Source organism: Luteimonas colneyensis (assembly GCF_014836665.1).
GTDB lineage: Bacteria > Pseudomonadota > Gammaproteobacteria > Xanthomonadales > Xanthomonadaceae > Luteimonas > Luteimonas colneyensis.
The window spans coordinates 77,085-103,421 of sequence record NZ_JACSQJ010000003.1 but is presented as its reverse complement, the minus strand read 5'-3'; the positions used below and the strand labels follow the sequence as shown (position 1 = coordinate 103,421).

23 protein-coding genes are annotated in these 26,337 nt (G+C 72.8%); 7 read left to right on the top strand and 16 right to left on the bottom strand.

Features of this window, described 5'->3' with window-relative positions; genetic code table 11:
* The 5 genes from H9645_RS07415 to H9645_RS07395 form a co-directional block, all read right to left on the bottom strand.
* Nucleotides 1–1,308 carry a peptidylprolyl isomerase gene (locus H9645_RS07415; RefSeq protein ID WP_191729066.1) on the bottom strand — a complete coding sequence of 436 codons (1,308 nt, stop codon included), beginning with the start codon at nucleotides 1,306–1,308 and terminating at the stop codon, nucleotides 1–3.
* A complete protein-coding gene (gene lptD / locus H9645_RS07410) occupies nucleotides 1,305–3,731 on the bottom strand; it encodes an LPS assembly protein LptD (protein WP_425490217.1) in 2,427 nt (808 codons plus the stop codon). The genes H9645_RS07415 and lptD overlap by 4 nt, the downstream gene beginning before the upstream one ends.
* Nucleotides 3,732–3,815: 84 nt before the next feature.
* Nucleotides 3,816–4,742, bottom strand: coding sequence for a histone deacetylase family protein (locus H9645_RS07405; RefSeq protein ID WP_191729253.1), 927 nt, complete (start codon nucleotides 4,740–4,742; stop codon nucleotides 3,816–3,818).
* A 17-nt stretch (nucleotides 4,743–4,759) separates the two neighbouring features.
* Entirely contained in the window at nucleotides 4,760–5,314 is a 555-nt protein-coding gene (locus H9645_RS07400; protein WP_191729064.1) for a cob(I)yrinic acid a,c-diamide adenosyltransferase, read from the bottom strand.
* A gap of 5 nt (nucleotides 5,315–5,319) precedes the next feature.
* Entirely contained in the window at nucleotides 5,320–5,916 is a 597-nt protein-coding gene (locus H9645_RS07395) for a hypothetical protein (RefSeq protein ID WP_191729063.1), read from the bottom strand.
* A gap of 79 nt (nucleotides 5,917–5,995) precedes the next feature.
* Between H9645_RS07395 and ubiH the strand changes: the two genes are divergently transcribed.
* Together ubiH and H9645_RS07385 are read left to right on the top strand one after the other, a co-directional pair.
* Nucleotides 5,996–7,216: a 2-octaprenyl-6-methoxyphenyl hydroxylase gene (gene ubiH / locus H9645_RS07390; protein ID WP_191729062.1), complete on the top strand. Its 1,221-nt coding sequence runs from the start codon at nucleotides 5,996–5,998 to the stop codon at nucleotides 7,214–7,216.
* Nucleotides 7,213–8,403: an FAD-dependent oxidoreductase gene (locus H9645_RS07385; protein WP_191729061.1), complete on the top strand. Its 1,191-nt coding sequence runs from the start codon at nucleotides 7,213–7,215 to the stop codon at nucleotides 8,401–8,403. The genes ubiH and H9645_RS07385 overlap by 4 nt, the downstream gene beginning before the upstream one ends.
* 25 nt (nucleotides 8,404–8,428) lie before the next feature.
* On the opposite strand, the gene H9645_RS14405 is transcribed toward H9645_RS07385, so the two are convergent.
* The 5 genes from H9645_RS14405 to H9645_RS07360 all read right to left on the bottom strand — a co-directional run bounded on the left by H9645_RS14405 (nucleotide 8,429) and on the right by H9645_RS07360 (nucleotide 13,228).
* The gene (locus H9645_RS14405) at nucleotides 8,429–9,187 is read right to left on the bottom strand and encodes an EF-hand domain-containing protein (protein WP_425490215.1); all 759 of its coding nucleotides are present in this window, start codon (nucleotides 9,185–9,187) and stop codon (nucleotides 8,429–8,431) included.
* 98 nt (nucleotides 9,188–9,285) lie between these two features.
* Entirely contained in the window at nucleotides 9,286–10,386 is a 1,101-nt protein-coding gene (gene rlmM / locus H9645_RS07375) for a 23S rRNA (cytidine(2498)-2'-O)-methyltransferase RlmM (protein ID WP_191729060.1), read from the bottom strand.
* A complete protein-coding gene (locus tag H9645_RS07370) occupies nucleotides 10,386–10,973 on the bottom strand; it encodes a nucleoside deaminase (RefSeq protein ID WP_425490214.1) in 588 nt (195 codons plus the stop codon). Before H9645_RS07370 ends, rlmM begins: the two co-directional genes overlap by 1 nt.
* Nucleotides 10,970–11,392 (bottom strand): hypothetical protein, encoded by a 423-nt coding sequence (locus H9645_RS07365; RefSeq protein WP_191729059.1) that lies wholly within the window; start codon nucleotides 11,390–11,392, stop codon nucleotides 10,970–10,972. Before H9645_RS07365 ends, H9645_RS07370 begins: the two co-directional genes overlap by 4 nt.
* An 84-nt stretch (nucleotides 11,393–11,476) precedes the next feature.
* Complete coding sequence (locus H9645_RS07360; RefSeq protein ID WP_191729058.1) at nucleotides 11,477–13,228, bottom strand: glutamine--tRNA ligase/YqeY domain fusion protein; 1,752 nt, start codon at nucleotides 13,226–13,228, stop codon at nucleotides 11,477–11,479.
* A 64-nt stretch (nucleotides 13,229–13,292) separates the two neighbouring features.
* Between H9645_RS07360 and msrA the strand changes: the two genes are divergently transcribed.
* Nucleotides 13,293–13,937: a peptide-methionine (S)-S-oxide reductase MsrA gene (msrA, locus tag H9645_RS07355; RefSeq protein WP_191729057.1), complete on the top strand. Its 645-nt coding sequence runs from the start codon at nucleotides 13,293–13,295 to the stop codon at nucleotides 13,935–13,937.
* A 19-nt stretch (nucleotides 13,938–13,956) separates the two neighbouring features.
* Here msrA and H9645_RS07350 read toward each other — a convergent pair whose 3' ends face one another.
* The 3 genes from H9645_RS07350 to ahpC all read right to left on the bottom strand — a co-directional run bounded on the left by H9645_RS07350 (nucleotide 13,957) and on the right by ahpC (nucleotide 17,240).
* On the bottom strand, nucleotides 13,957–14,910 hold the full coding sequence (locus tag H9645_RS07350; RefSeq protein WP_191729056.1) for a LysR substrate-binding domain-containing protein: 954 nt from the start codon (nucleotides 14,908–14,910) through the stop codon (nucleotides 13,957–13,959).
* Nucleotides 14,911–14,941: 31 nt separating this feature from the next.
* Nucleotides 14,942–16,528: an alkyl hydroperoxide reductase subunit F gene (gene ahpF / locus H9645_RS07345; RefSeq protein WP_191729055.1), complete on the bottom strand. Its 1,587-nt coding sequence runs from the start codon at nucleotides 16,526–16,528 to the stop codon at nucleotides 14,942–14,944.
* A gap of 151 nt (nucleotides 16,529–16,679) precedes the next feature.
* On the bottom strand, nucleotides 16,680–17,240 hold the full coding sequence (gene ahpC / locus H9645_RS07340; RefSeq protein ID WP_191729054.1) for an alkyl hydroperoxide reductase subunit C: 561 nt from the start codon (nucleotides 17,238–17,240) through the stop codon (nucleotides 16,680–16,682).
* Between the two features lie 116 nt (nucleotides 17,241–17,356).
* Between ahpC and prmC the strand changes: the two genes are divergently transcribed.
* The gene (gene prmC / locus H9645_RS07335) at nucleotides 17,357–18,193 is read left to right on the top strand and encodes a peptide chain release factor N(5)-glutamine methyltransferase (RefSeq protein WP_191729053.1); all 837 of its coding nucleotides are present in this window, start codon (nucleotides 17,357–17,359) and stop codon (nucleotides 18,191–18,193) included.
* A 50-nt stretch (nucleotides 18,194–18,243) separates the two neighbouring features.
* Nucleotides 18,244–19,185 carry a prolyl aminopeptidase gene (gene pip, locus H9645_RS07330; protein ID WP_191729052.1) on the top strand — a complete coding sequence of 314 codons (942 nt, stop codon included), beginning with the start codon at nucleotides 18,244–18,246 and terminating at the stop codon, nucleotides 19,183–19,185.
* Nucleotides 19,186–19,340: 155 nt separating this feature from the next.
* Here pip and H9645_RS07325 read toward each other — a convergent pair whose 3' ends face one another.
* From H9645_RS07325 to H9645_RS07315, 3 genes are read right to left on the bottom strand one after another with little or no spacing between them, the layout of a single operon-like run.
* Entirely contained in the window at nucleotides 19,341–19,892 is a 552-nt protein-coding gene (locus H9645_RS07325; protein ID WP_425490222.1) for an NUDIX hydrolase, read from the bottom strand.
* A 24-nt stretch (nucleotides 19,893–19,916) separates the two neighbouring features.
* Entirely contained in the window at nucleotides 19,917–20,861 is a 945-nt protein-coding gene (locus tag H9645_RS07320) for a 5'-3' exonuclease (RefSeq protein ID WP_191729250.1), read from the bottom strand.
* Entirely contained in the window at nucleotides 20,858–21,478 is a 621-nt protein-coding gene (locus tag H9645_RS07315; RefSeq protein ID WP_191729050.1) for a nitroreductase family protein, read from the bottom strand. The genes H9645_RS07320 and H9645_RS07315 overlap by 4 nt, the downstream gene beginning before the upstream one ends.
* Before the next feature lie 103 nt (nucleotides 21,479–21,581).
* On the opposite strand from H9645_RS07315, the gene H9645_RS07310 reads away from it, so the two are divergent.
* Complete coding sequence (locus tag H9645_RS07310) at nucleotides 21,582–24,038, top strand: DUF1631 family protein (protein ID WP_191729049.1); 2,457 nt, start codon at nucleotides 21,582–21,584, stop codon at nucleotides 24,036–24,038.
* 174 nt (nucleotides 24,039–24,212) lie between these two features.
* The gene (locus H9645_RS07305) at nucleotides 24,213–26,288 is read left to right on the top strand and encodes a DUF1631 family protein (RefSeq protein ID WP_191729048.1); all 2,076 of its coding nucleotides are present in this window, start codon (nucleotides 24,213–24,215) and stop codon (nucleotides 26,286–26,288) included.
* Nucleotides 26,289–26,337: the final 49 nt, after the last annotated feature.

The following is a 26,337-nucleotide window of genomic DNA, read 5'->3' as shown; positions in this document are numbered from 1 at the left end:
TCAGCCGCCGTCGGAGACGCCGGCAACGCCCGACGACGGGCGGATGTCGACATAGGCCTCGCTGCGCATCTCGCGCAGGAACCGGTTCCACTCGTCCTCGAGCTTGCGCTGGCCGATCACTTCGCGCATCTGGTTGCGACGGTTCTCGGCGCCGACGTCCGTCTGGCGCGTCCCGGTCCGCTGCACGATGTGCCAGCCGGCCTGGGTGCGGAACGGTGCGGAGACTTCGCCATCCTGCAGCGCCCCGACCTGGTCGCCGAACTGCGGGCCGAAGGCCTCGTGCACGAACCAGCCGAGGTCGCCGCCCTGGCCGCGGGTCACGGTGTCGTCGGACGCGTCGCGCGCCACGGCGGCGAACTCCTCGCCGGCGCCGACGCGGGCCCGCAGGGCGTCGATGCGCGCCTTGGCCGCGGCATCGTCGCCTCGCACCAGGATGTGCGAGGCCTGGTACTGGGTGACGTTCTGTGCGGCCGCGGGGCCCGTGGCGTCACGCACGTCGCGCAGCTGCAGCAGCTGGAAGCCGCTCGGGCCACGCACGGGGCCGATCACCTGGCCGGCCTGCAGCCCGCCGACGACGTTGGCGAACGCCGACGGGATCTCGTCCGGACTGCGCCAGCCGAGGTCGCCGCCTTCGAGCGCGTTGGGAGCGTCGGAGTAGCGCACGGCAGCGGCCTGGAAATCCATCTCGCCGCGATCGAGCAGCGCCTTGATGCCGTCGATCTTCTCCTGCGCGGTGGAGATCTGTTCCGGCGTCGCGCCGTTGGGCAGCGCTACCAGGATGTTGGCCAGCTGGTACTGGGTGCCGCTGGCCTGAGTCGCCAGTGCGGCATCCACCTCGCCGTCGCTGACCACGATCGAGGACTGCGCGAAGCGCTGGCGCAGGCGCTGGATGGCGAGTTCGTCGGACAGCGAGGCGCGGAACTCGCTGAACGACAGGCCGTCGGCCGCGAGCTGCTGGCGCAGCTGGTCCGGGGTGAGGTTGTTCTGGCGCGCGATCGCCGCCAGCGCCGCGTCGATTTCCTCCTCGCCGACGCGCACGCCGGTGGACTTGGCGCGCGCGGTCTGGAGCTGCACCAGGATCAGCCGTTCCAGCACCTGGCGGCGCAGGACCGGCACGGGCGGCAGCTGGTCGGCGCGGTCGCCGTACTGGGCGGTGATGTTGCGCACCGCGCGATCGAGTTCGCTCTGGAGGATGACGTCCTCGTCCACGATGGCGGCGATGCCGTCGATCGGCTGGACGTCTTGGGCGAAGGCCTGGGGGACGAAGGCGGTCAGGGCGAGGGCAAGGGCGAAGCGGAAATTCTTCATTGGAAAATGTCGTCGTCGGCCGAGGGCGGGTCGCCGTCGTCGTTGCGGACATCGGGCGGAGGCACCAGATACAGGTCCTCGCGGTGGTATCCGAGGATAGCACGGCGCAGGCGGCTGGCGGTTTCGGGACCGGCCGAGCCGAGGCCCTTGAATTCGATCTCGAGCTGGATCGCGTCGTTCATGTCGCCGCGGAAATTGCGGACGTAGCGGCGCGCGACCAGGCGCGCGGCCATGCAGCAGCTGTCCCACTGCACGCCGGCGATGCCCTCGAGCAGCTGGTCGTCCAGCAGCGAGTAGTAGTAGCGCCCGACCAGGCTCCAGGACGGATTGATGGGATACAGGAACGACAGGTCGACCTGCTCGAGCAGGTCATCCTGATTGTTGGCGTTGCGGCGGTAGCGGTAGGACAGGTTGACCACGCCGTCGTCGCCGATCAGGTAGCGGGTGCGGAGGCTCGCCAGGTCTTCCTGGCGGCTGGCGGGGTTCCAGTGATAGGTGCCGCCGATGCTCCAGCGGTCGTTGATCTCGTAGCTGGCATCGGCGATCCAGGTCGACTTGCCCTTCGGGATCACCGGGGAGTTGGCGGCCAGCCCGACGCGCGAGTCCTCGAAATAGCGGATCTGCCCGATGCTGGCCGACAGGGTCTCGCGGCCGGTCTCGGAGTTGACCAGCCGCGTCGTCAGCGCCAGCGTCAGCTGGTTGGCGTCCGCCTGGCGGTCGGCGCCGGTGAAGCGGTTGTCGCGGAACAGCTGGCCCCAGCTGTACGACATGTTCTGGGTGTCGAAGCGCGGCAGGCCCAGCTGGTCGCGGTAGGGCACGTACAGGTAGAACAGGCGCGGCTCGAGCGTCTGCAGATGGGATTCGCCGCGGAACAGGGTGTCGCGGTCGAAGTAGACGCCGGCATCGACGGTGGCGATGGGCAGGCTGCGCGAGGGCGACGTGTCGACATCGGTCCCGTTGCTGCGGGCGATCTGCCGCGCCAGGGCGTCCTCGAGTTCGTAGGCGGTATGGCGCCAGGCCACGGTGGGCGTGACGAACCAGGCGCTGCCTTCCAGCGGCATCGACAGCCAGGGCTTGAGATCCACGCGGGTGCCGCCGGGCTTGGCCTCGGAGTTGGCGTGCTGGAAGCGGGTGATGTCGGCGGACATGCCGGCGATGAACCGGCTGTTGCTGAAATCGTCCTCCCAGTTGACGTAGGCACGGGGCAGGCGGTGGTAGGGCAGGATGGTTTCGGTGCGGGTGTAGTCGCCCAGCTGCCAGTAGTCCGCGTGCACCGCCGCGTCCCAGGTCCGGCCGCGGCCGTAGACGCCGACGTCGCTCTTGAACGAGAAGCTGGTCTGCCCGTTGAGCGTGCTGCTGGAGTCCTCGATGTAGCGCGGATCGCTGATCCACCGCACGTTGGACCGCGCCTGCCAGTGCTCGTCGAGGTTCTGGCGCCCGCTGAAGCGGATCATGCCCCGGTTGTCCTTGCGGCGGTTCTCCGGCGGGATGCCATCGGCGTCCTCTTCCGCGCGGCCGTCGCGCGCCAGGCGGTCGGAGGGCAGGAGCTCGACGTCCAGGGTGCCGCGTCCGCCGTCGGTGAGATAGCGGAACTCGGTCCCCAGCAGCAGGCCGCGGTTGCTCATCAGCCGCGGCTCGATCGTCATGTCGTAGTGCGGCGCGAGGTTGAGGTAGATCGGCTGCCGCCAGTCGAAGCCGTTGCGGCTGGAGTACGAGATGCTCGGATACAACAGGCCCGTCTTGCGACGGTTGTCGGTCGGGAAGGCGAAGATCGGCACGTACAGCACCGGCACCTTGCCCAGGCGCAGGGTCGCGTTGCGCGCGATGCCCTGGCCCTCTTCGTTGTCGATGTCGATGCGCTCGGCGCGCAGCTCCCACCAGCGGTCGTCGGGCGAGCAGGTGGAGTAGGTCGAACCGTACAGCGAGCCCTGCGAGCCCTTCATCTCGATGCGCTCGGCGCCGCCGTTGCCGCGGCGCTCGGTGAGCTGGTAGGTGACGTCGTCGACGCGGTGGGTATCGGCCTCCTGGTCGCCCTCCAGGTGCTCGGCCACCAGGCGCATGCCGGAGTCCTGGTAGCGCACGCGTCCGCTGGCGACGTAGGTCGAGTCCTCGGCGCGGTACTCGAGGTTGTCCGCGCCCAGGAACTGGTCGCCGCGGCGCAGGGTGACGTTGCCGGAATACTCCACGCTCTCGCCGTCCACGCCCGCGAGGTTGTCACCGGCGATGTCGGTGGGCTGCGAGGCGCGGTCGCCCGGCGAGCCGGTCGCCGGCTGCGCGTCCGGGAAGGCGGGCACAGATTCCACCAGCGGACACAGGCTCCAGTCGGGCTCGATGTCGTCGCGCGCCATCGCGCCGGGGTGGTGCAGCGCCAGGACGGAGGCGATGCACAGCGGCAGCGGGAGCAGGCGGAAGGCTTGGCGCACGCAGGATTCCGGGGGGAAGAAGCGGCGGCTAGCTTGCCGCATCGCCCGGGCAGCGGCAATGCACGGCAGGTGAATGCCGGCGCGTCAGCCGGGCGGCCTGCCGGCCAGGGCGCGCACGTGGGCGATGCTGCATTCGGCCAGCGCGGAAAGGTCGTAGCCACCCTCGAGCACCGACACCAGGCGCCCCCCGGCGTGCCGCGCGGCGATGTCCACCAGCTGGCCGGTGAGCCAGGCGTAGTCGTCGGCCTCGAGTTCGATGTGCGCGACAGGGTCGGCGCGGTGGCCGTCGAAGCCGGCGGACACCATCACCAGCTGCGGCGCGAAGGCGTCGATGGCCGGCAGCAGCCGCTCGCGCCAGGCTTCGCGGAAACGGTGGCTGCCGCTGCCGGGCTGCAGCGCGGCGTTGTGCACGTGCAGGCCGGCGCTGCGTTCGCGCGGGTCGCCGCTTTCGGGGAACAGCGGCATTTCATGCGCGCTGGCGTAGAGCACCCGGTCTTCGGTGGCGAAGATCGCCTGGGTGCCGTTGCCGTGGTGCACGTCGAAGTCGACCACGGCCACCCGCGCCAGCCCGTGGCGCTCGAGCGCGTGCGCGGCGCCCACGGCGACGTTGTTGAAAAGGCAGAAGCCCATGGCGTGGCCCGGGGTGGCGTGGTGGCCGGGCGGACGGACGGCGCAGAACGCCGCGTCGGATTCGCCGCCCATCACCAGGTCCACCGCCGCCACGACCGCGCCCGCCGCGCGCAGGGCCGCTTCGGCCGAGCCCGGGGAAAGCACGGTGTCGGGATCGAGCTGCATCCGCCCGTCGGGACCGGTTTCCAGGATCGCGTGCAGCAGCAGTGGCTCGTGCACCCGCAGCAGCTGGCCGCGGGTGGCGCGGGGCGCCTCCAGCCATTCGATGCCGGGGACATGGTCGCGCAGCGCCGTCACCACCGCGCCCAGGCGGGCGGGGACCTCGACGTGTCCCGGTCCGGTGTCGTGCCCGAAGCACGCTGCGTGGGTGAACACCGGCAGCGGCTTCGCGGCCATGCTCAGCCCCGGCGGCGCTCGTGCTGCCAGGTGACCTCGCCGCGCCCGCTTTCACGGGCCAGCACGCGACCGAGCACGAACAGCAGGTCGGAGAGGCGGTTGAGGTAGCGCACGGCCTGCGGGCGCACGTCCTCGGCGCGGGCCAGCGCCACCGCGCAGCGCTCGGCGCGGCGCACCACCGTGCGCGCCACGTGGCAGCGCGCGGAGGCTTCGCCGCCGCCGGGAAGGATGAACTCCTTCAGCGGCGGCAGGTCGGCGTTGTAGCGGTCGAGGTGCTGCTCGAGCCGGGTGACGTCGTCGTCGTCGATCGCCGCATGGCCGGGAATGCAGAGCTCGCCGCCGAGGTCGAACAGCTGGTGCTGCACCGAGGTCAGCAGGTCCCGCACGCCGTCGGGCACGCCCGCCTCCAGCACCACGCCGATGCAGGCATTGGCCTCGTCGACGGTGCCGTAGGCCTCGACCCGGAGCGAGTCCTTGCCGGTGCGGCTGCCGTCGCCCAGGCCGGTGCTGCCGTCGTCGCCGGTGCGGGTGTAGATCTTCGAGAGACGGTTGCCCATCGCGCTCAGCCGCGCTTGCGCTGCCGGGCCGGCCCGGCGTGGCGGGCCACGACCTCGGACAGCACCTGTGCGACCGCGGCTACGGCCACGAACATCGCGGTGGCGGCGAGGTAGGGACCGAACCAGTGGCCGTAGTTGGCGGCCCAGCCGGCCACGGTCGGCTCGGCGACCGCCGGCGACAGCCAGTAGAAGCCGCCCTGCGCGAACAGGTGGCAGGTCGCGGTGGCCACGACCACGACCGCCGCGAGGCGCGCCAGGGCACCCGGGCTGGCGTCGGTGTAGTGGCGGCGCAGCCAGTGGCCGCCGGCCCACATCGCCGCGTGCGCCGGCACCAGCATCCAGTAGCCCGGCGACACGCAGTAGTGGGCGAAGAAATCCATGCCCTGACCGCGGATCACCATCCAGTCGATCGCCACCGCCAGCGCCATCAGCGCCGGGAAGGCCCAGCGCGCCCAGTCCCGCAGGTAGAAGCCGCCGATGAGGAACACGGCCCAGGACGCATCCGGCACCGGCGTGAAGTGGGTGAAGACGTGGCTGCGCGTGGCGGCCATCAGGAGCGCGAGCAGCGACAGGACGATGGCGCGTTGCAGGGTGGTGTTCATGGGCGCTGGCGGCTCCAGGGAATTGCGGACGGCCGCCATTCTAGCGAACCGCGGGGCCGGGCGGCCGTATCATGCCGGCATGACGGCGACTCGCGACGTGGTGATCATCGGTGGTGGCCTGGTGGGTGCAAGCCTGGCCATCGCCCTGGAGGACAGCGGCCTGGACGTGGCCATGGTCGAGGCGGCGCCGGCGACGGCGATGCCGGCGGTCTTCGACGAACGCAACCTCAGCTTCGCGGAAGCCACGGTCAACGCGCTCACCGCCCTGGGGGTGATGCAGCGCCTGCGCGCGCCCACCGGTGCGATCGCGCGCATCCACGTCAGCCGCCGGGGCGACTTCGGTCGCGTGCTGCTGGAGGCGAAGGACCATGGCCGCGAGGCGTTCGGGCAGGTCGTGGTCGCGCGGGATTTCGGCGAGGCGCTGGAATCGCGGCTGGCCGCGGTGGCCGGCCTGGAGCGGCATCGCGGCACGCGCTTCACCGGCTTTGCGCCCGACGAGGATGGCTGCCGGGTGCTCGAGCTCGCCGGCGAAGGGCCGTCGCGGCTGCGCGCGCGCCTGGTGGTGGCCGCCGACGGCGCCGCCAGCGGGGTGCGCGACGCGCTGGGCATCGCCACGAGCCGGCACGATTACGGCCAGGTGCTGATGGTCGCGCGCCTGGTCGCCGCGCGTGCGCCCGACGGCACCGCCTACGAGCGCCTGGGCGACGACGGGCCGACCGCGCTGCTGCCGCGCGGCGACCGCGCCTGGGGCCTGGTGCACGGCGTCGCCGCCGTCGACGCGCAGGCGGTGCAGGCGCTGGACGACGCCGGGTTCCTGGCGCGCGTGCAGGACGCCTTCGGCTGGCGCCTCGGGCGGCTGCGCTCTGTGGGGCCGCGCAGCGCGTATCCGGCGGTCGCGGTCCGTGCCGCGGCGACGCTCGCCCCGCGCGCCGTGCTGGTCGGCAACGCCGCGCAGAGCATCCATCCGGTGGGCGCGCAGGGCTTCAACCTCGGCCTGCGCGACGCCCTGACCCTGGCCGAACTGCTGGTGGCCTGCGCACGCGAAGGCGGCGATCCTGGCGGCGATGCCCTGCTGCAGGCCCACGCCGCGCGTCGTCGCGAGGACCGCAGCCGCACGCTCGACTTCTCGCATGGCCTCGCGCGGCTGACCTCGAACCCCGGACAGGGCGCCTCGCTGCTGCGCGCGGCCGGCCTGGTGGCGCTGGCGGCGCTGCCGGGGCTGCAGGCCGGGATCGCCGGCGGCGCCATGGGCTATCGCGGCGACGTGCCCGCGGCCTGCCGCACCGGAGGCCTGCGATGAGCCGCGGCATGGTCGACGTGGCGGTCGCCGGCGGCGGCGTGGTCGGCGCCGCGGCGGCGCTCGCGCTGGCACGGCTCGGCCTGTCGGTGGTGCTGGTCGAAGGCCGCGCGCCGCCGCCCTGGTCGGAAGCGCGTCCCGACCTGCGCGTCTTCGCCTTCGCCCACGACAATGCCGCCCTGTTCGATGCCATCGGCGCCTGGGACGGCGTCGCGGGTCGCGACGGCAGCCCCACGCGCCTGCAGCCCTATCGCCGCATGCGCGTCTGGGACGCGGCCGGCGGCGGCGAACTGGCCTTCGACGCCGATCGCCTGGGTCGGCGCGAGCTCGGCTGGATCGTCGAGAACGGCCTGCTGGTCGATCGCCTTTGGGCCTGCCTGCCCGGCGCCGGCGTGGACCTGCGCTGCCCCGCGCGCGTCGAGGCGCTGGAGCAGGACGAGCGCGGCGTCCGCCTGCGCCTGGACGATGGCAGCCGGGTGGCGGCGCGGATCGTGCTCGCGGCCGACGGCGCCGGCTCCACCCTGCGCCAGCTGGCGGGCATCGACACCAGCGGGCAGGGCTACGGCCAGTCCGGCGTGGTCGGATACGTGCGCACGGAGCATCCCCATCAGGCCACGGCCTGGCAGCGCTTCCTGCCCGGTGGCCCGCTGGCCTTCCTTCCCTTTGCGGACGGCAGCTGTTCGATCGTCTGGTCCCTGCCCACCGCCGAGGCCGAGGCGGCGCTGGCGATGGACGACGCGGCCTTCGGGGCGTCCCTGGCGCGTGCGTTCGACCGACGGCTCGGGGACGTCGAGCCGTGTTCGCCGCGCGCCGCGTTCCCGCTCCGCCTGCAGCTGGCCGAGCGTTATTCCCTGGGGCGCGTGCTGCTGCTCGGGGACGCCGCGCACGTGATGCATCCGCTGGCGGGTCAAGGCGTGAACGTCGGCCTGCGCGACGTGGCGGCGCTGCGCGACTCCGTCGCCGGGGCGCTGGCGCGCCGCCAGGCCTGGGACACGCCCCAGCGGATCACGCGCTGGGCGCGGACGCGGCGCAGCGAGGCCACCGTCGCGGCGCGCGCCTTCGACGCCATCAATCGCGTCTACACCAGCGCGTCGCCCGCCGCGGTGCTCCTGCGTGGACACGCGCTCGGCATCGCCGGTCGCGTGCCGCCGGTCGCGGGCGCGCTGTGGCGGCGCGCGGCGGGGATCTGATCCTCCGCCGGCGCACCGCCCGGGATCAGCGCATCCAGCCCTTCAGCTCGCCGGCATCGAGCACGCCGTCGCCGTTGTTGTCGACCGCGCGGAATTCCGCGGTCAGGGTGGTGTTGGCGCGCGCTTCGGCGCGGCTGATGCGGCCGTCACCGTTGCTGTCCATGGCGGCCATGTCGATGCGGTATTCGCCGACCACGGAGTCCGGAGCACTGTTGGTGATCGTCACCTGCGGCTCGCTCGGATAGGTGACCGCCGGCGGGGTCCTCGGCGGCGGCGCCGGCGGCGCGTTGGCGGCTGCGCGTGCGGCCTCGGCCGCCGCCTGGGCTTCCATGGCGGCTTCGCGGGCGACGCTGCCGGCTGCGCGGGCGTCGGCCGCCGACCCGTGGGCCTGCGCGGCGACCTGGCTGGGCTGCGCGGCTCCACCATGGGCGGCGGAGCTCGCGCCTCCGGCCCTGTTGCCGGCGTGGCCGGCCGCATGCGCGGCGCGTTCCGCGCGACGCGAGGCCTGGTCGGCCTGCCAGGCGCTGTATTCCGCCTGCGCCTGGCCTTCCGCGGTGAGCGCGCCGCTGCGGCGCTGTGCCTCGGCCTGCTCCGCCGCCTCGCGCGCCATGCGCGCATCCTGTTCGGCGGTGCGGGCGTCCTGGTGCGCGGCGCGGGTCTGCTGGTCGGTGACGGTCTGCAGACCGACGCTCCCGGCCGACTGGGCCAGCAGAGGGCCGCTGGTGCCGATGGCGGCCGCGAACGCGGCCAGGGTGAGCGGATGCGTGAGCTTGCGGGTGTCCATGGGCGATTCCCGTCGTGGAGGTCGGCGCCACGCTAGTCCCGCGGCCATGAAGCCGTGGTCAGCGTTCGCCTGCTGGCATCTGAACGGCGCGGCGGGATTCAGCCGCGCGCCGGCAGCGCCAGGACCGTGATCTCCTCGCGGTCGTGGTAGAGCTGCCGGGCGCGCAGTTCCAGCGGTCGCCCGGCCTCGCGGGCGAACAGCTCCAGGCACAGCGAAGTTTCCAGCCAGCGCTTCTTCATCGGTAGCTTGAGGTTGAACACCGCCTGCCGGCACCAGCCCTCGCGGAACCAGGTGGCCATGCGCGAAGCGACCCGGCGCGGCTGCTCGACCATGTCGCAGACCATCCAGTCCAGCGGCCGCGGTGGCTGCCAGCGGAAGCCGTCCTCGCGCAGATGCTCGACGCCGCCGGCATCGAGGACGTGCTGGCGCAGCGGTCCGTTGTCGACCGAGGTGACGTGCAGGCCGGCGCGCTGCAGCACCCAGGTCCAGCCGCCGGGCGCGGCGCCGAGATCGGCGGCGGTCATGCCGGCGCGCAGCAGGCGCGAGCGCTCGCCATCGTCGAGGAGGACCTGGAAGGCCTCGTCGAGCTTCAGCGCCGAGCGCGAGGGCGCGTCGCGGTGCAGGCGCAGGCGCGGCACGCCCATCGGCCAGTCCGAGGCGTCGGCGGGATCGGCGAGGGCCAGCAGCAGGTGGTTGCCGGCGAGCAGGCAGACGTGCAGGCGCGGACGCCGCGGGTCGTCCTTCGCGGCGAGGAGGCCGGCCTTGCGCAGCGCCGGTCGCAGCGCGTTGCCGAGCGCGCGCGCCAGGCCGGCCAGTGGCCGGGCGTCGTCGCTGTCGGGATGCTCGACGACCAGGGCGCCGAAGGCCGGGGCGGTGGCGCCGGCCTGCGTCGCGAGCGCGGCCAGGATGGGCGTGACCCGGTCGCTGGTGTCGATGCCGTCCAGCGTGGCCAGCAGCCGCAGCTTCTGCCGCGCGAACACCAGCGAGCGCCAGGGCAGGGCGCGCGACAGCGCGGCTCCATCGGCCCCGGGCGCGAGGAAGCGGACGTAGCCGCTGCCGCGCCCGGTCGCGGCATAGCCGTGCTGGCCGGCCGCCGCCGCGCGCTCGCCCAGCTCGGCCGCGAGCTCGGGCTCGAAGCCGGCGCGGCAGTAGCACAGCAGCCCGGATGCGTCCGCCGTGGGCGCCTGGGCGTCGTGCATCAGTAGCGTTGCCCGCCGGCGCGGCCGTAGGCGGCGAGCACCTCGCGCGCCTGATAGCGGGCGATGTCGCGCACCACCTCGATGCCGCGGCGGGCCAGCTCGCCCGGCCAGTCGGCCGGCAGCGGGCCTTCGTCGAACTCGGTGAGCTCGTGGACGTCCTCGGCGCGGGCGCCGATCAGCAGGCGGTCGACGCCGGCCCAGACCGTGGCGCCATAGCACTGGCAGCAGGGCTGGGCCGAGGTCGCGAGCGTGTACGGGCCGCAGGGCCGGCCGGCCTCGTCGAGGTTGATGCGCGCGCGGCCCAGCGCCTGCTGGGCCAGCATGTAGGTGAAGTTCTCGGCGTGGGCCAGCGAAGTCGACTGCGGCAGCACCACGTTGACGCCGGCGGCGACCACGCGGTCGTCGGGGCCGAACAGCACCGCGCCGAAGGGGCCGCCGGTGGCTTCGGCGACGTTGCGGCCGGCCAAGGCGATGGCCAGCGCGACCTTGTCGGCGTCGGTGGCACGGGGCCGGTCGCGGTCGAGCATGCCCTCGACCCATGCCGGCAGCCGCAGCGCCACGTCCGTCGGGAGGGCGGCCAGGCTCATCGCGCCACCGCCCCGCCGGAGCGCGCCGGTTCACAGGTGTTGGACACGCAGGCGCAGGCCTCGATCTCGCGGAAGCCGCAGACGCCGGCCATGCCCGCGTCGGCGCAGGCGGCCTGCACCGCCTTCGGGTCGGGCCGTGCGGCCTTGTTCACGCAGGACGGTGAATAGCCGCAGCAGCTGCCGACATCCTTCACCGCGCAGTCGCTGTCGACGCGGCAGCTGCGGTCGAGGTCGGGCACGCCGGGCACCGACGGTCGCCCGGGCCGGGCAACGGGGTCAGGCTGTGCGGGCATCGGCGTGGCCGGCTGCGGATCGGACATCGGCGGCGCCTGCACGCTGCCGCCGGGCTGGGCGGCGCTGCAGGCCGCCAGCAGCAGGGCGAGCAGGGCGATGGACGCGGACGGGATGATCCGGCGCATGGAAGTCTCCGTGTCGTGGACGTCGCGGGGCATGGTAGCCCCCGCGGGTGCAGGCGCCGGCGAAGGCCGGCGCGTGGCCGGCCCTCAGGCCTTCGCGGCCCAGGTGTCGCGCAGGGTCACGCTGCGGTTGAACACCGGTGCGCCTTCGCGGTGGTCGCGTCGATCGGCCACGAAGTAGCCCAGGCGCTCGAACTGGTACGACTGCTCCGCCGACGCCGTCGCGGCCGCGGGTTCGACGTAGCCCCGCACCGTGGCGCGCGAGTCGGGATTGAGGTGGTCGCGGTAGCCCAGGCCTTCGCTCTCGTCGTCCGGATCGGGCACCGAGAACAGGCGGTCGTACAGCCGTACCTCGGCCTCGACCGCGCGCGCGGCATCGACCCAGTGGATCGTGCCCTTCACCTTGCGGTTGGCGCCTTCCATGCCCGGACGCGACTCCGGATCGAGCGTGCCGCGCAGCTCGACGATGCCGCCATCGGCATCCTTGACCACCTCGTCGCAGCGCACGATCCCGGCGCCGCGCAGGCGGACCTCGCCGCCGGGCACCAGACGCTTCCAGCCCTTGGGCGGCACTTCGGCGAAGTCGTCGCCCTCGATCCACAGCTCGCGCGAGAACGGCACCTCGCGCTCGCCGAAGGATTCGTCCTTGGGATGGTTGGCGAAGCGCAGGGTCTCGGCGTGGCCCTCGGGCAGGTTGGTGAGCACCAGCTTCAGCGGCGCGACCACGGCCATGCGCCGCGGTGCGCGCGCGTCGAGGTCCTCGCGCAGCGCGCCCTCCAGCACCGAGAAATCGATCATCGAGTTCTGCTTGCTGATGCCGATGCGGTCGACGAACAGGCGCAGCGCGCCCGGGGTGTAGCCGCGGCGGCGCAGGCCCTGCAGGGTGTACATGCGCGGGTCGTCCCAGCCGTCCACCAGGCCTTCGGTGACGAGCTGGGTCAGCTTGCGCTTGCTCATCACGGTGTAGTTGATGTTGAGGCGCGAGAACTCGATCTGGCGCGGCTTCGCGGCCTCGATCGGCAGGCCCTTCGCGGCCAGCGGCGCAAGCAGCTCCGGGTTGCCGGCCAGGTCGACCCGGTCCACGCACCAGTCGTACAGCGGCCGGTGGTCCTCGAATTCCAGCGTGCACAGCGAATGGGTGATGCCCTCGACCGCGTCGCCCAGGGCGTGCGCGTAGTCGTACATCGGGTAGATCGGCCAGGCGTCGCCGGTGTTCTGGTGCGCGACCTTCTTGATCCGGTAGATCGCCGGGTCGCGCAGGTTGATGTTGCCGCTGGCCATGTCGATCTTCGCGCGCAGGGTGCGCGCGCCGTCGGCGAACTCGCCCGCGCGCATGCGCCGGAACAGGTCGAGGTTCTCCTCGACGCCGCGGTTGCGGTACGGCGATTCGCGGCCGGGCTCGGTGAGCGTGCCGCGGTACGCGCGCACCTCCTCGGGCGACAGGTCGCAGACGAAGGCGTCGCCCTGGCGAATCAGCTTCTCGGCGGCCAGGTAGAACACCTCGAAGTAGTCCGAGGCATGCCGCAGGCTGTTCCATTCGAAGCCCAGCCAGCGCACGTCGTCCTGGATCGCGGCCACGAACTCCGGGTCTTCCTTCGCCGGGTTGGTGTCGTCGAAGCGCAGGTTGCAGCGGCCGCCGAACTCCTCGGCGATGCCGAAGTCCAGGCAGATCGCCTTGGCGTGGCCGATGTGCAGGTAGCCGTTGGGCTCGGGCGGGAAGCGGGTCCGGATCGCGGCGTGCTTGCCGCTGGCCAGGTCGTCGCGGACGATCTGGCGGATGAAGTCCTGCTTCACGGGCGCCGTGTCGGCGCCGGCCGTGGTGTCGTGGGGTGCGGTCATGCGGGTCGTCGGGGAAGCGGGCGCGGGCCTGCGCCGTGGACCGGGCAGTGTAGCGGAGCGGCGCATGCGCGGCTTGCCGTCACGCCGGCTGCGCGACCATCATCGGGATCCCCCACCCGGAGCGCCGGACATGCGCCTTTCGAACGTCCACCACGTCCACGGCCGCCCGCTGCAAGGCGATTTCCCGGGCATGTCCCGCGTGGCCTTCGGCATGGGCTGCTTCTGGGGCGCCGAGCGGCTGTTCTGGACGATGCCCGGTGTCGAGACCACGGCCGTGGGCTATGCCGGCGGCGACGCCGATGCGCCGACCTATCGCGAGGTCTGCAGCGGCCGCACGGGCCACGCCGAGGTGGTGCTGGTGGTGTACGACCCGGCGCGGGTCGCGTTCGAGGCGCTGCTGGCGCGCTTCTGGGAAGGCCACGACCCGACCCAGGGCATGCGCCAGGGCAACGACGTCGGCAGCCAGTACCGCTCGGTGATCCACTGCGATACGGACGCGCAGTACGCGGCGGCGCTGGCCAGCCGCGACGCCTACCAGCAGCGGCTTCTGGCCGCGGGCCATGGCGCGATCACCACGGAGGTCGTGCATCCGGCGCCGCCCTTCCACTACGCGGAAGAGGAGCACCAGCAGTACTTGTCGAAGAATCCCGGCGGCTACTGCGGCCTGGGCGGCACCGGCGTGAGCTGCCAGGCGGGTGTTTCTTCCTGAGCCGCGCCGCGGCCCGGAACTAGACGCCGGCGGCGCCCGGGACGTGGATCGGGACGGTGGTGTCCGGCACCGGGGGACGCAGCAGGTCTGGCGGCAGGTCGCGGATCACGTCGGCGAGCTGGCCCAGGAAGTCGCCCATGGCCGTGCTCCGGCGCCAGGCCATCGCGATGCGGCGGCTGGGCGCCGGGTCGCGGAAGTCGACCAGCTCGATGTTCTCGGAGCGCGCGACCGGCGGCTTCACGGCGAGGGTCGGCAGCAGGGTGACGCCGACGTTGGCGGCCACCATCTGGCGCAGGGTTTCCAGGCTGGTGGCCTGGAAGCCATCCTTTTCGCCGGCGCCGGCGAGATGGCAGACGTCGAGCGCCTGGTCGCGCATGCAGTGGCCGTCGGCGAGCAGCAGCAGGCGTTCGTCCGCGATCTCGGACATCGACAGCGGCCCGCTCCCGGCCAGCGGATGCGTTTCCGGGACCGCCAGCACGAAGGGTTCCTCGAACAGGAACTCGACGTGCAGCTGGTCGTCGCCGACCGGCAGCGCCAGCAGGGCGGCGTCGAGGCGGCCCTGCTGCAGCCGCTCCAGCAGCACGTCGCTTTTTTCCTCCACCAGCAGCAGCTCGAGTTCGGGGAAGCGCTTGCGGATCGCCGGCACCACGTGCGGCAGCAGGTAGGGGCCGAGGGTGGGGAACAGGCCGAGCGTGACCCGGCCGGCCTCGGGGTCCTGGCTGCGCCGCGCGGCCTCGCGCATCTCCTCGACGTCGGCCACGATCCGGCGCGCACGGACGGCGACGTCGCGCCCGGCGGGCGTGAGCATCACGTTGCGCGGGGCGCGTTCGACCAGGGCCACGCCCAGTTCCTCCTCCAGCTTGCGGATCTGGGTGGAGAGCGTGGGCTGGCTGACGAAGCTCGCCGCCGCCGCCTTGCCGAAGTGCAGGTGGTCGGCGAGGGCGATGAAGTAGCTCAGGTCGCGCAGGTTCATGTCGTGCCCCCGTCGTCGAGGGCGGTGCGGCTCAGGCCTCGGCCGTCGCCGCCTCCGCCTTCGGGCTGCTGGTGCGGATCAGGTGGTCGAACGCGCTGAGCGCGGCCTTGGCGCCTTCGCCCATGGCGATGACGATCTGCTTGTAGGGCACGGTGGTGGCGTCGCCGGCGGCGAACACGCCCGGCAGCGAGGTGCGGCCGGCGTCGTCGACCACGATCTCGCCGCGCGGGGTCAGCTCCAGCGTGCCCTTCAGCCATTCCGTGTTGGGCAGCAGGCCGATCTGCACGAACACGCCCTCCAGCTCCACGCGGTGGGAATCGCCGCCGGCGCGGTCGCGGTAGACCAGGCCGGTGACGCGCTTGCCGTCGCCCAGCACCTCGGTGGTCTGCGCGGAGGTGATGATGCGCACGTTGGGCAGGCTGCGCAGCTTGCGCTGCAGCACCTCGTCGGCGCGCAGCTGGCCGTCGAATTCGACCAGGGTGACGTGGGCGACCAGGCCGGCGAGGTCGATCGCGGCCTCGACGCCGGAGTTGCCGCCGCCGATCACCGCCACGCGCTTGCCCTTGAACAGCGGGCCGTCGCAGTGCGGGCAGTAGGCTACGCCCTTGTTGCGGTACTGGTCCTCGCCGGGCACGCCCATCTGCCGCCAGCGCGCGCCGGTGGCGAGCACCACGGTACGACCGCGGACCGACGCGCCGCTCTCCAGCTCGATGGTGGTCACGCCGTCGGCGTCCTGGCTCAGCGCGGTGCCGCGCTGCAGGTTCATGATGTCGACGTCGTACTGGCGCACGTGCGCCTCGAGCTGCGCGGCCAAGCGCGGGCCCTCGGTCTCCGGCACGGAGATGAAGTTCTCGATCGACATGGTGTCCAGCACCTGGCCGCCGAAGCGCTCGGAGGCGACGCCGGTGCGGATGCCCTTGCGCGCGGCGTAGATCGCGGCCGCGGCGCCGGCGGGGCCGCCGCCGACCACGAGCACGTCGAACACATCCTTCTTCGCGATCGCCGCGGCGTCGCGCTTCGCGGCGCCGGTGTCGAGCTTGGCGACGATCTGCTCCAGGCTCATGCGGCCCTGGTCGAAGACCTCGCCGTTGAGGAACACGGTCGGCACCGACATCACCTCGCGCGCCTCGACCTCGTCCTGGAACAGGGCGCCGTCGATGGCCACGTGCTGGATGTTCGGGTTCAGCACCGCCGCCAGGTTCAGCGCCTGGACCACGTCCGGGCAGTTCTGGCAGGACAGCGAGAAGTAGGTCTCGAAGCGGTACTCGCCCTCGAGGTTGCGGACCTGCTCCAGCAGTTCCGGCGCGGCCTTCGACGGATGGCCGCCGACCTGCAGCAGGGCCAGCACCAGCGAGGTGAACTCGTGGCCCATGGGCAGGCCGGCGAAGCGCAGGTCGATGTCGTGGCCCGGCGAGGTGATGGCGAAGGAGGGCTTGCGGTGGGCGTCGTCGCGCGACACCTCGACCGTGACCTTGTCCGAGAGCGCGCGGATGTCTTCCAGCAGCTCCAGCATCTCGGCCGACTTCGTGCCGTCGTCGACGCTGGCGACCAGCACCACGGGGCGCTGCAGGCGCTCGAGGTAGGCCTTGAGCTGGGTCTTGAGATCGTCTTCGAGCATGGCGGACTCCTGGATTGCGGCAAGGCTTCGGCCTGCGACCCGTCGTGCGACGGCTCGCCACCGGCGTGGGGATGGACCGCAGGCCGCGCCGTGGCACGGACTCCGGTCCAGCCCCACCCCCGCCGGAGCGGGGATGGGAGTGGGGTACTGCTTAGATCTTGCCGACCAGGTCCAGCGACGGCTTCAGGGTCTTCTCGCCTTCCTTCCACTTGGCGGGGCAGACCTCGCCCGGGTGGGCGGCGACGTACTGGGCGGCCTTGACCTTGCGCAGCAGCTCGAGCGCGTCGCGGCCGATGCCCTCGGCGGTGATCTCGATCGACTGGATCACGCCCTCGGGGTCGACGATGAAGGTGCCGCGGTCGGCCAGGCCGGTCGGGCGCAGGATCTCGAAGTTCTTCGAGATCTCGTGGGTCGGGTCGCCAATCATCGGGTACTGGATCTTGCCGATCGCGTCCGAGCTGTCGTGCCAGGCCTTGTGCGAGAAGTGGGTGTCGGTCGACACGCTGTAGATCTCGACGCCGAGCTTCTTGAACTCGTCGTAGTTGATCGCCAGGTCCTCGAGCTCGGTCGGGCAGACGAAGGTGAAGTCGGCCGGGTAGAACACGAACACGGACCACTTGCCCTTCAGGTTGGCGCTGTCGACTTCGACGAACTCGCCGTTGTGGAAGGCGGTAGCCTTGAACGGCTTGATTTCGGTGTTGATGACGGACATGGGAATCCTCGCGAGGTGGGAGAAAACCGGCGGCTGCCGGACAGGGGGAATGTTAGGTCCAGCCTATCATTCAGTAAAGTTGATTATATTTATTCAATCGATAGGTGTGATCTATCATGCGCGAGCAGAGCATCTCCGAGTTCCTGGCGCAGGCGCGCGCCGTGATCGATGCCGGGGACGCCGCCCTGCTCCTGCTCCACGTGCTGGAGCGCCCGCAGGCCTGGCTGTATGCCCACGGTGACGTCGTCGTGGAGGCCGACCAGGCCGCGCGGTTCCGCGCGCTGGTGGCGCGCCGCGCCTCGGGCGAGCCCGTCGCCTATCTCCTGGGATATCGCGGCTTCTGGACGCTCGACCTCCGGGTGACACCGGACACGCTCATCCCGCGCCCCGAGACGGAGTTGCTGGTGGAGCAGGCGCTGGAGCGGCTGGACCCGGCGGCCGACGTCCGCGTCGCCGACCTCGGCACGGGCAGCGGCGCGATCGCGCTGGCGATCGCCACGGAGCGGCCGCGGGCGCGCGTGGTCGCCACCGACCGCAGCGAGGCCGCGCTGGCGGTCGCGCAGTGCAACGCCGTCGCCCATGGCCTTGCTGGCCGCGTCGCCTTCCGCCAGGGCGACTGGTTCGCACCGCTGGCCGGCGAGCGCTTCGATCTCGTGGCGAGCAACCCCCCCTACATCGCGGACGGTGACCCGCACCTGGCGCGCGGCGACCTCCGCCACGAGCCGGCCTCGGCGCTGTCGTCCGGAGCCGACGGCCTGGACGCGATCAGGCTCCTCGTCGCCGTCGCGCCGTCGCACCTCGAGCCCGGCGGATGGCTGCTGCTGGAGCACGGCTTCGACCAGGGGCCTGCGGTGCGTGCACTGCTCGACGCGGCGGGCTTCGTCGAGGTCGCCACCGTCCAGGACCTCGAGCGCCGCGACCGCGTCAGCCTGGGGCGCACGGCGCCGGCGTGATCCGGCCCGCTGGTAGACTGGCCGGCGTTCCTGCACGAGAGCGAGTCTCCATGCGCACGCTGTATCCCGAGATCGAGCCCTTCGACACCGGCACCCTCCGCGTCGACGATCGCCACGTCCTGTATTACGAGCAGTGCGGCAATCCCGACGGCAAGCCGGTGGTGATGCTGCATGGCGGCCCGGGCGGCGGCTGCACCGACAAGATGCGCCGCTTCCACGATCCGGCGAAGTACCGCATCGTGCTGTTCGACCAGCGCGGCTCGGGCCGCTCGACGCCGCACGCCGACCTGGTCGACAACACCACCTGGCACCTGGTCGACGACATCGAGCGCCTGCGCGAGCACCTCGGGATCGATCGCTGGCAGGTCTTCGGGGGCTCCTGGGGCTCGACGCTCGCGCTGGCCTATGCCCAGAGCCATCCGAAGAAGGTCACCGAGCTGGTGCTGCGCGGGATCTTCATGCTGCGCCGCTGGGAGCTGGAGTGGTTCTACCAGGAAGGCGCCTCGCGCCTGTTCCCGGAGGCCTGGCAGCACTACATCGCGGCCATCCCGGAGAGCGAGCGTGGCGACCTGATCGCGGCCTTCCACCGCCGCCTGACCTCCGAGGACGAGGCCACCCGCCTGGCCGCGGCGCGCGCCTGGAGCGTGTGGGAGGCGGCCACCAGCTTCCTGCACATCGATCCTGGCTTCATGTCCGACCACGAGGACCCGCGGTTCGCGCTCGCCTTCGCCCGGATCGAGAACCACTACTTCACCAACGCCGGCTTCTTCGAGTGCGACGACCAGCTGCTGCGCGATGCCTACCGCATCGTCGACATCCCGGGCGTCATCGTGCACGGCCGCTACGACGTGGTCTGCCCGATCCAGAACGCATGGGACCTGCACCAGGTCTGGCCGAAGGCCGAGCTGGTGGTCACGCCGGCCTCCGGCCACTCCGCGTTCGAGGACGAGACCGTCGACGCGCTGGTCCGGGCGACCGACCGCTTCGCCTGAGGGCTACCCGGCCTCCACCGCGCAGGCGCGCGCTGGAGGCGCGGACATCGCCAAGATCCGCTGGGTCAGCGGGCCGATCGCCGGCGCACGGCGGGCGTGCCGAGGCCCGGGTGTCGCCCAGCGCGAAGCCCGCCCGCAGCGCCAGGCGGGCCGGCTCAGGCCTTCGAGCCGTCCGGGTTGTACTCGATCATCCACAGCCCCGCCCAGAGCTTGAGGTCGAGCTCGTAGCCCTCGGCGTACTTGCGCATCAGCCAGGCCGGCGCGCTGGCGCGCGGGACGGCGTGCACGGTGATGTCCTCGTCGGCCACGCCTCCGCCGTCGCCGACCTTGCGCAGGTCGAGCGCGCGTGCGAACGCGATGCGCTCGTTGCTCATGCCCGAGGACGTGGGGCCGACCAGCAGCACGTCGATGCGGCCCGCGTCCCAGCCGGTCTCCTCGATCAGCTCGCGGCGCGCGGCGGACTCCAGCGTGTCGCCTTCGACGTCGTCGCCGACCAGGCCGGCGGGCATCTCGATGGTGCGCGCGCCCAGCGGCACGCGGTACTGCTCGACGAAGAGCACGTGGTCGTCGGGCGTCACCGCGATCACCAGCACGGCCAGGCCGTCCTTGCCGTGGGTGCGCTCGCAGGATTCCCAGTGGCCGCGCCTGACCATGCGCAGCCAGTCGCCCTGGTAGAGGATTTCCGGTTCGTCGTCGGTGGAGCGGATGCGGGTGTGGTCCATGCGTCGATCCTAGCCTTCCGCCATTGCCGCCGCACTGCCGGGGATCCCCGTGCCGCCGGCGGTCTCGAGCCGGCGGCGGGTCATCGGCCCGAAGCCGACGGCGTCGGCGAAGGCGGAAAGCGTCGCGGCATCGGCCGCGGCGCGGGCGAACGGGGGCGCGACGTCGGGCAGCGGCGCGTCGCAGGCGATCGTCGACAGGCGGCGATACAGCAGCGCCTGCTCGCGGTGTTCCCGCAGCCGCGCGGCCACCGTGGCGGCGCCGCGCATGCGCAGGAAGGCGACCTCGTCCACGCGCTCGAGCAGCGCGTCGAGGCTGCCGAAATGGGCCAGCAGCACCGCCGCGGTCTTGGCGCCAACCCCGGGAACGCCGGGGATGTTGTCGACCGCGTCGCCGCACAGCGCGAGGTAGTCGGCGACCTGGTGGGCGTGCACGCCGTGGCGCGCCTTGACCCCGGCCGCGCTCCAGCGCTGCCCGCGGGCGTAGTCCCACTGCTCGTCGTGGCCGTCGAGCAGCTGCGACAGGTCCTTGTCCGCCGAGACGATCACGCCGCGGAAGCCATCGCCGCGCGCCAGCGCCAGCGCCGTGCCGATCAGGTCGTCGGCCTCGTATTCGCGGTGCGCCAGCACCGGCAGGCCGAGCGCGGCGCACAGCGTCTTGCAGTACGCGAACTGGCGCTTGAGTTCGGCCGGCGCCGCGTCGCGGTTGGCCTTGTAGGCCGGGTACAGCGCGTTGCGGAAGCAGGAGTCGAGCGCTTCGTCGAAGGCGATGGCGATGTGGCGCGGGCGCTCGCGCTCGAGCAGGTCGAGCAGGAAGCGCGCGAAGCCGTGCACCGCGTTGGTCGGCCAGCCATCGGCGTCGTGGAACCCGTCGGCCGGCATCGAATGCCAGGCGCGGAACACGTACAGGCTGGCGTCGACCAGGTAGAGCGGCGGTGCAGGAGCCGGCAGGCTCACGCCGGAGGCGTCCACTCGCGGAGCAGGGCCGCGGGGTCCGGCCGCTCGCGCTCCGGCGGCTGCAGCTTCGGCGTGCCGACGTGGATGAAGCCGGCGATGCGCTCGTCCGCGCCCAGGCCGAGCAGGGCGGCGACCCCGGGATCGTAGGCGGGCCATCCGGTCAGCCAGGAGGCGCCGAACCCCAGGCCCTGGGCCGCCTGCAGCAGCGCGAAGCAGGCGCAGCCGGCGGTGAGCAGGCGCTCCTGCGCAGGGATCGCCTCGTCGGCGGGATCCAGCACCGCGACCACGACCACCACCAGCGGCGCGTGGGAGAAACGTGCGCGGTCCTTGGCCACGGCGGCCTCGCCGGCCTCGGGGCGCAGGGCCAGGCCACGCGCGGCGACCGCTTCGCCCAGCGCGTCGCGCGCGTCGCCCTGGATCGAGAGGAAGCGGAACGGCACGCGCTTGCCGTGGTCGGGCACGCGCACCGCGGAGGCAAGCATGCGCTGCAGCTCCGATGGTGACGGGCCGGGTTCAGCAAGCTGGCGCGCGGGCACGGACCTGCGGGCGTCGAGCGTCGCGAGCGCGGCGGTGTCTGGGGTATTTGGGATTGCAGTCACAGACCTCGATGGCTCCATTCAGGGATGGTATGCGTGGGTGCATCCCCCGGCACCGGTCGCATCCAGAATGATCGCAGAAGACGCCCCCCGATACTCCCCCTCCCTTCCCCGCAGCGGTGCGGTGCGCGATCCCGTGCGTCTGTTCGACGCCCTGCGGCGCGAAACGGTGACCGCGCTGGGCGGCGTGCTGTCCGGCTTCTGGGGCACGATCGAGGAGCAGGTGCGGCTGGAGGCGCTGGCGGGGCATGACTACAGCGGCGCCCAGGACGACCGCATGGCGGTGATGGCGCTGGGGCACCGGGCGCTCGACCTGGCCACCCGCTACCGCGAGTCGCTGGAGCGCGGGTTCGACGCCTGGCGCAAGCCGGTGGCTCCGCCCACCGCCGACAAGTCGCTCAGCCTGATGTCCGAGGGCGAGCTCGAGATCCACCTCGCGGGCCAGCACACCACGGAGCTGCTCGACCACCAGTTCCTGCATCCGCTGGAGCAGCTGGAGGAGCGCCTGCAGGCGCTCGCCAGGGCGCTCGGCGTGGAGGGCAGCCGGCCCAACCCCGTGCGCCCCGAGGCCGCGGTGGCCGCGTTCGTCGAGCTCTTCGGCGCCGAGGACCTGACCCGTGGCCTGCGTCCACTGGTGTTCAACCAGTTCGACAAGCGCCTGCCGGAGGTGCTGGGCGACCTCTACGAAAAGCTCAACGGGATGCTGGAAGACGCCGGCTTCGGGTTCCAGTCCGGGAGCGGCGCCCGTGGCGGCCGTCCGCGTGGAAGCGCGGGTGCCAGCGGCGGGTCCGGTGGCGGTGGCTCCGGCGGAGCGGTCGGGTCCGCCGGCCAGGCCGAGGCCGGAGACGCTTGGATCCCGGATGGCGGCGTGGTCGAGCATTCCGGTGCCGGTGCCGGTGCCGGTGCCGGGGTGGGTGCCCGTGCCGATGCCGGTGCCAGCGGCACTGGCGGCGGCGCCGGTGGCGGCCCGGTCCACGCGCCTGGTGGAGGCGCCCGGACAGGCGGGATCGGGGGCGTGCCCATGGGCTACGGCATCGGCGCGCCGATCGCGTCCAGCCCGATCGAGGCCGCGGCCGCGGAGGGTCGCCCCCCGCGCTATCGCGACGTGGTCCGCGAACAGCTGGCGCAATGGCGAGCGGCCGGCCATGACGCGGCGCCCGTCGCCGACGACGCCATGGAGCCGCTGCGGGAAGACCTCGTGCCTCCGTCGGACGTCCACGTCCTGCGCACCGAAGACCTGCTCAACGTCGCCCAGATCCTGCAGGGCGACGACAGCGCGCCCTATGCCCGCGCGCTCGCCGGCGCCGATGCGCGCGAGCTGGGCCGGGTCATCCGCGAGGCCATCCGCGGCGGCGTGCGCCAGCTCGGCCTGGACGCCGACGCGACGCATTTCAGCACCGACGAGGAAGACGCGATCGATCTCGTCGGCATGCTCTTCAGTTCGATCAGCGATGCCAACGACCTCGAGGATCGCGCACGCGACTTCTTCGGCCGCCTGGTCGTGCCCTATCTGAAGGTCGCGCTGACCGACGACTCGATGTTCAACCGCCGCAGCCACCCGGCGCGTCGCCTGCTCGACGTGCTGACCGAGGCCTGCGACGGCAATGCCGGCGAAACCCCGCACGACCGCGAGACCCTTGATCGCGCCGAGCGTGCGGTCGACCGGGTGGTCGAGGAATACGACGACGACCAGGCCATCTTCGAGCTTGCCGCGGCGGAGCTGCGCGACCAGCTGGAGCAGCAGCGCCGGCGCAGCGAGCTGGCCGAAAAGCGCGCCGCCGAGGCCATCCACGGACGCGAGCGCCTGCAGCAGGCGCGCGCGCACGCCGCCGAGCTGGTCGCCTCGCGGCTGTCGGAGCGGATGCTGACCGCGCCGGTGGCGCAGTTCCTCGACCGCCACTGGCGCCACCACCTGACCCAGGCCTGGCTGCGCGATGGTGCCGGCAGCGGTCGCCACCACGAGGCCATCGCGCTGGGCGACGCCATGGTCCAGGTCGACGTCGATGCCGCCCACGCCCGCGGCCGGGTGGTCGCCGAACAGCTGCTGGCGCTGCAGGTGCCGCTGGGCGAGTGCTATTCCAGCTGCGGCATGGACGCCACCGCGGCGCGCGACGCCATGGCGCGGATCATCTCGGCGCTCGGCCTGCCGGATGCCCCGCGGCGCGTGCACCGGCCCGAGTCCGACCACGACGAGGTCGACGCGATGGCGGGCGAGGGCGCGCTGGCCGGTCTGCAGATCGCCGGCGGCACCGACACCCTCGACTTCGACCCCGAGGTGGCCGCGCGCATGCGCCGGCTGCGCGTTGGCCAGGGCCTGCGCCTGGTCGACGGGGATGGGCACGAAACCACGGCGAGGATCGCCTGGGTCAGTCCGCTGACCGGACGCTTCCTGGTGGTCAACCGCCGCGGCATGCGCCGCATGGTGGCCTCGCCGGAAGAGCTGGCGGCGCTCGTCGCGGCGGGCCGGGTGGTGGTGCGCTCGACCGATGCGCCTTTCGACGAAGCCATGCGCCAGGTCTGGCAGCAGCTGAACGCGCAGGCTTCGCCGAAGCCAGGCGCGGGCAGGGCCGCGAACGGCTGAACACTCCGGCCGTGCACGTCGGCCGGGCACGTCGGACTGGATGGCTTCGCGGACCCGTCGTCATGCGGCGCGGGGCGGCGTTGAGCTATCTTGGCGCCGCCGCCCTGTCTCAGGCTTCTCCAAGAAATGCGACCGCCATCCAGTTCCGGCGCAGGCCATGCCCGGACATCGTCCGTGCCGGAGCCGGCGCGGCAGCTCGAGGCCCTGCACCAGGGCTTCCGTTCCCGGCTCCAGCCGCTGCTGGCCGGGACGAGGGAGGCCGCCGAAGCGCAGCTGCGGCGCCTGGCGGCGGGCGCGGCCGATGACGAACTCGCAGAGGCCCTGGCGAATGCGGTCGTGCTGCAACACGACGCGAACCGCCACCAGCGCAGCTGGGAACAGCACCTGGCGGCCGGATTCGCCGGTTGGCCCGCGCCGCCCGATGCGGCAGCGTTCGCCCGTGACCTCGGCCTGGTCTCCGACGGCGAGCTGCATGCGCAGCTGATCGGGCAGCCGGCGATCGAGGCGCTGGAGCGTCGCTTCGCCGACGTGCTGGGCATCATCGAAGGCCGCCTCTGGTCGATGGCGGCCGCGCTGGGCGGACACGCACGACCGGCCAACCCGTTCGCGCCGCGGGCGGTCATCGGCGCCTTCCTGGACACGTTCAGCGCCACCGAGTGCGACCGGATCCTGCGCGCCGCGCTGCTGCGCCAGTACGAGCGCCTGTGCGCGCCGTGCCTGCTCGAGGCCTACGCCTGGCTCAACACCGCGCTCGCCGAAGGTGGGCATGCGCTGGATGGCGCCAGCGGGGGTGCGGCGCTGGTCTCGCAGCCGGTGGCGGGCAAGGGCGGCCAGGCAGCATGGGCCGGCCACGATGCGCTGGAGCCGCGGAGTTCGTCTTGGCGCGCCGCCCCGGGCCTGGCCGCGACCGTGGACCGCGGCTTCGGACGCCGCGGGATCCTGCGCGACCGCCTGCGCCGACAGCGCGGCGGGGAAGGCGGCAACACGGACGCCCGCGATTTCAGCGAGCAGGAGTTCTCGTCGGTGCTGTCGCTGTTGCAGGGCAACGAGACCCCGGCGCAGCCCGTGCAGGTGGCCGGACCGATCGGCGCGCACCTGGCCGACTCGCTGCGGGTCGGCGCGCAGGGCCTGGGGCTGCCACCCGAGCTGGCGACGCCGTCCCCGGGCCAGCGGGATGCGATCGATGCGGTCGGCGCGCTGTTCGATGGGCTGCGCGCCGGGACCGCACTGGCGCCGGGCGCGGACGCGCGGCTGGCGCGGCTCGCATGGCCCTGGCTGCGACTGGCGCTCGCCGACCAGTCACTGTTCGAAGACCCGGCGCATCCCGCGATGCGGCTGCTGTCGGGGCTGCTGGAGTGCTGGGACGCCAATCCCGCCCGCACCGACGAGGAGGCCGCGCTGCATGCGCTGGCCGACCGGCTCGCCGACCGCGTGGCCAACGATGGCCACGGCGAACCGTCGGTCTTCGTCGCGGCGCTGGACGAACTCGAAGCGGGGTGCGCGCCGCTGCAGCGACGGGCCGCGATCAGCGAGCGTCGCGCGTGGCAGGCCATCCTTGGCGGCGAGCGCCTGCAGCACGCGCGTCGCGACGCCGATGCGCAGCTGGCCGCGCGCCTGCAGGACAGGCGCGTGCTGGCCGAAGTGGCGGACTTCCTGTCGGGGCCATGGCGGCAGGCGCTGGCCATGGCCTGGCTTCGCGACGGTGCAGGGTCCATGCGCCATTGCGAGGCGCTGGCGGTCGGCGACGATCTCCTGGACGTCGATGCCGCCGCCGCCGCGGCGCAGGGCCGGGAGGTCGCCGACCGTCTCATCGCGCTGGGGCCGCAGCTGCGCGCCTGCCTGCTGTCCGGTGGCATCGCGGACGCGGCGGCCGAGGAGCAGCTGGCCCGGCTGGTGGCCGCCCTGGCGCAGCCCGATGCGCCGCGCGGCCCGGCGGCCTTCGTCCCGCTGGCGGATGCCGCGGTCGTCACCAGGCCGGAGGGGAGCGATGTCGACGTGCCGGAGATGGCCGTGGGACAGGTCTTCGTCGAACGCGGACAGGCGGGTGGAGCGCCGACCTGGCTGCGCTTGGCCTGGACCAGTCCGGTCAGCGGGCGCCACCTGCTGGTGAACCGGCAGGGCGTCCGCCACGGCTTGCCCCGACCCGGCGAGCTCGCCGCCGCCCTGGCCCGTGGCGACCTGGTCGCGCGGCCCGGCGAAGGCGCGGTGGAGGCCGTGCTGCAACGGCTTGCCGGAGCTCCCGGCGGCTGAGCCGGCCGGCGTCGCGCGGAGCGGCGGACATCGCTAGGATGGGGCGAAG

Coding starts and splice junctions, on each gene's coding strand:
- H9645_RS07415 (WP_191729066.1), bottom strand. CDS start 1,308: ATGAAGAATTTCCGCTTCGCCCTTGCCCTCGCCCTGACCGCCTTCGTC.
- H9645_RS07400 (WP_191729064.1), bottom strand. CDS start 5,314: ATGGGCAACCGTCTCTCGAAGATCTACACCCGCACCGGCGACGACGGC.
- H9645_RS07395 (WP_191729063.1), bottom strand. CDS start 5,916: ATGAACACCACCCTGCAACGCGCCATCGTCCTGTCGCTGCTCGCGCTC.
- ubiH (WP_191729062.1), top strand. CDS start 5,996: ATGACGGCGACTCGCGACGTGGTGATCATCGGTGGTGGCCTGGTGGGT.
- H9645_RS07385 (WP_191729061.1), top strand. CDS start 7,213: ATGAGCCGCGGCATGGTCGACGTGGCGGTCGCCGGCGGCGGCGTGGTC.
- H9645_RS14405 (WP_425490215.1), bottom strand. CDS start 9,187: ATGGACACCCGCAAGCTCACGCATCCGCTCACCCTGGCCGCGTTCGCG.
- rlmM (WP_191729060.1), bottom strand. CDS start 10,386: ATGCACGACGCCCAGGCGCCCACGGCGGACGCATCCGGGCTGCTGTGC.
- H9645_RS07370 (WP_425490214.1), bottom strand. CDS start 10,973: ATGAGCCTGGCCGCCCTCCCGACGGACGTGGCGCTGCGGCTGCCGGCA.
- H9645_RS07365 (WP_191729059.1), bottom strand. CDS start 11,392: ATGCGCCGGATCATCCCGTCCGCGTCCATCGCCCTGCTCGCCCTGCTG.
- H9645_RS07360 (WP_191729058.1), bottom strand. CDS start 13,228: ATGACCGCACCCCACGACACCACGGCCGGCGCCGACACGGCGCCCGTG.
- msrA (WP_191729057.1), top strand. CDS start 13,293: ATGCGCGGCTTGCCGTCACGCCGGCTGCGCGACCATCATCGGGATCCC.
- H9645_RS07350 (WP_191729056.1), bottom strand. CDS start 14,910: ATGAACCTGCGCGACCTGAGCTACTTCATCGCCCTCGCCGACCACCTG.
- ahpF (WP_191729055.1), bottom strand. CDS start 16,528: ATGCTCGAAGACGATCTCAAGACCCAGCTCAAGGCCTACCTCGAGCGC.
- ahpC (WP_191729054.1), bottom strand. CDS start 17,240: ATGTCCGTCATCAACACCGAAATCAAGCCGTTCAAGGCTACCGCCTTC.
- prmC (WP_191729053.1), top strand. CDS start 17,357: ATGCGCGAGCAGAGCATCTCCGAGTTCCTGGCGCAGGCGCGCGCCGTG.
- pip (WP_191729052.1), top strand. CDS start 18,244: ATGCGCACGCTGTATCCCGAGATCGAGCCCTTCGACACCGGCACCCTC.
- H9645_RS07315 (WP_191729050.1), bottom strand. CDS start 21,478: ATGGAGCCATCGAGGTCTGTGACTGCAATCCCAAATACCCCAGACACC.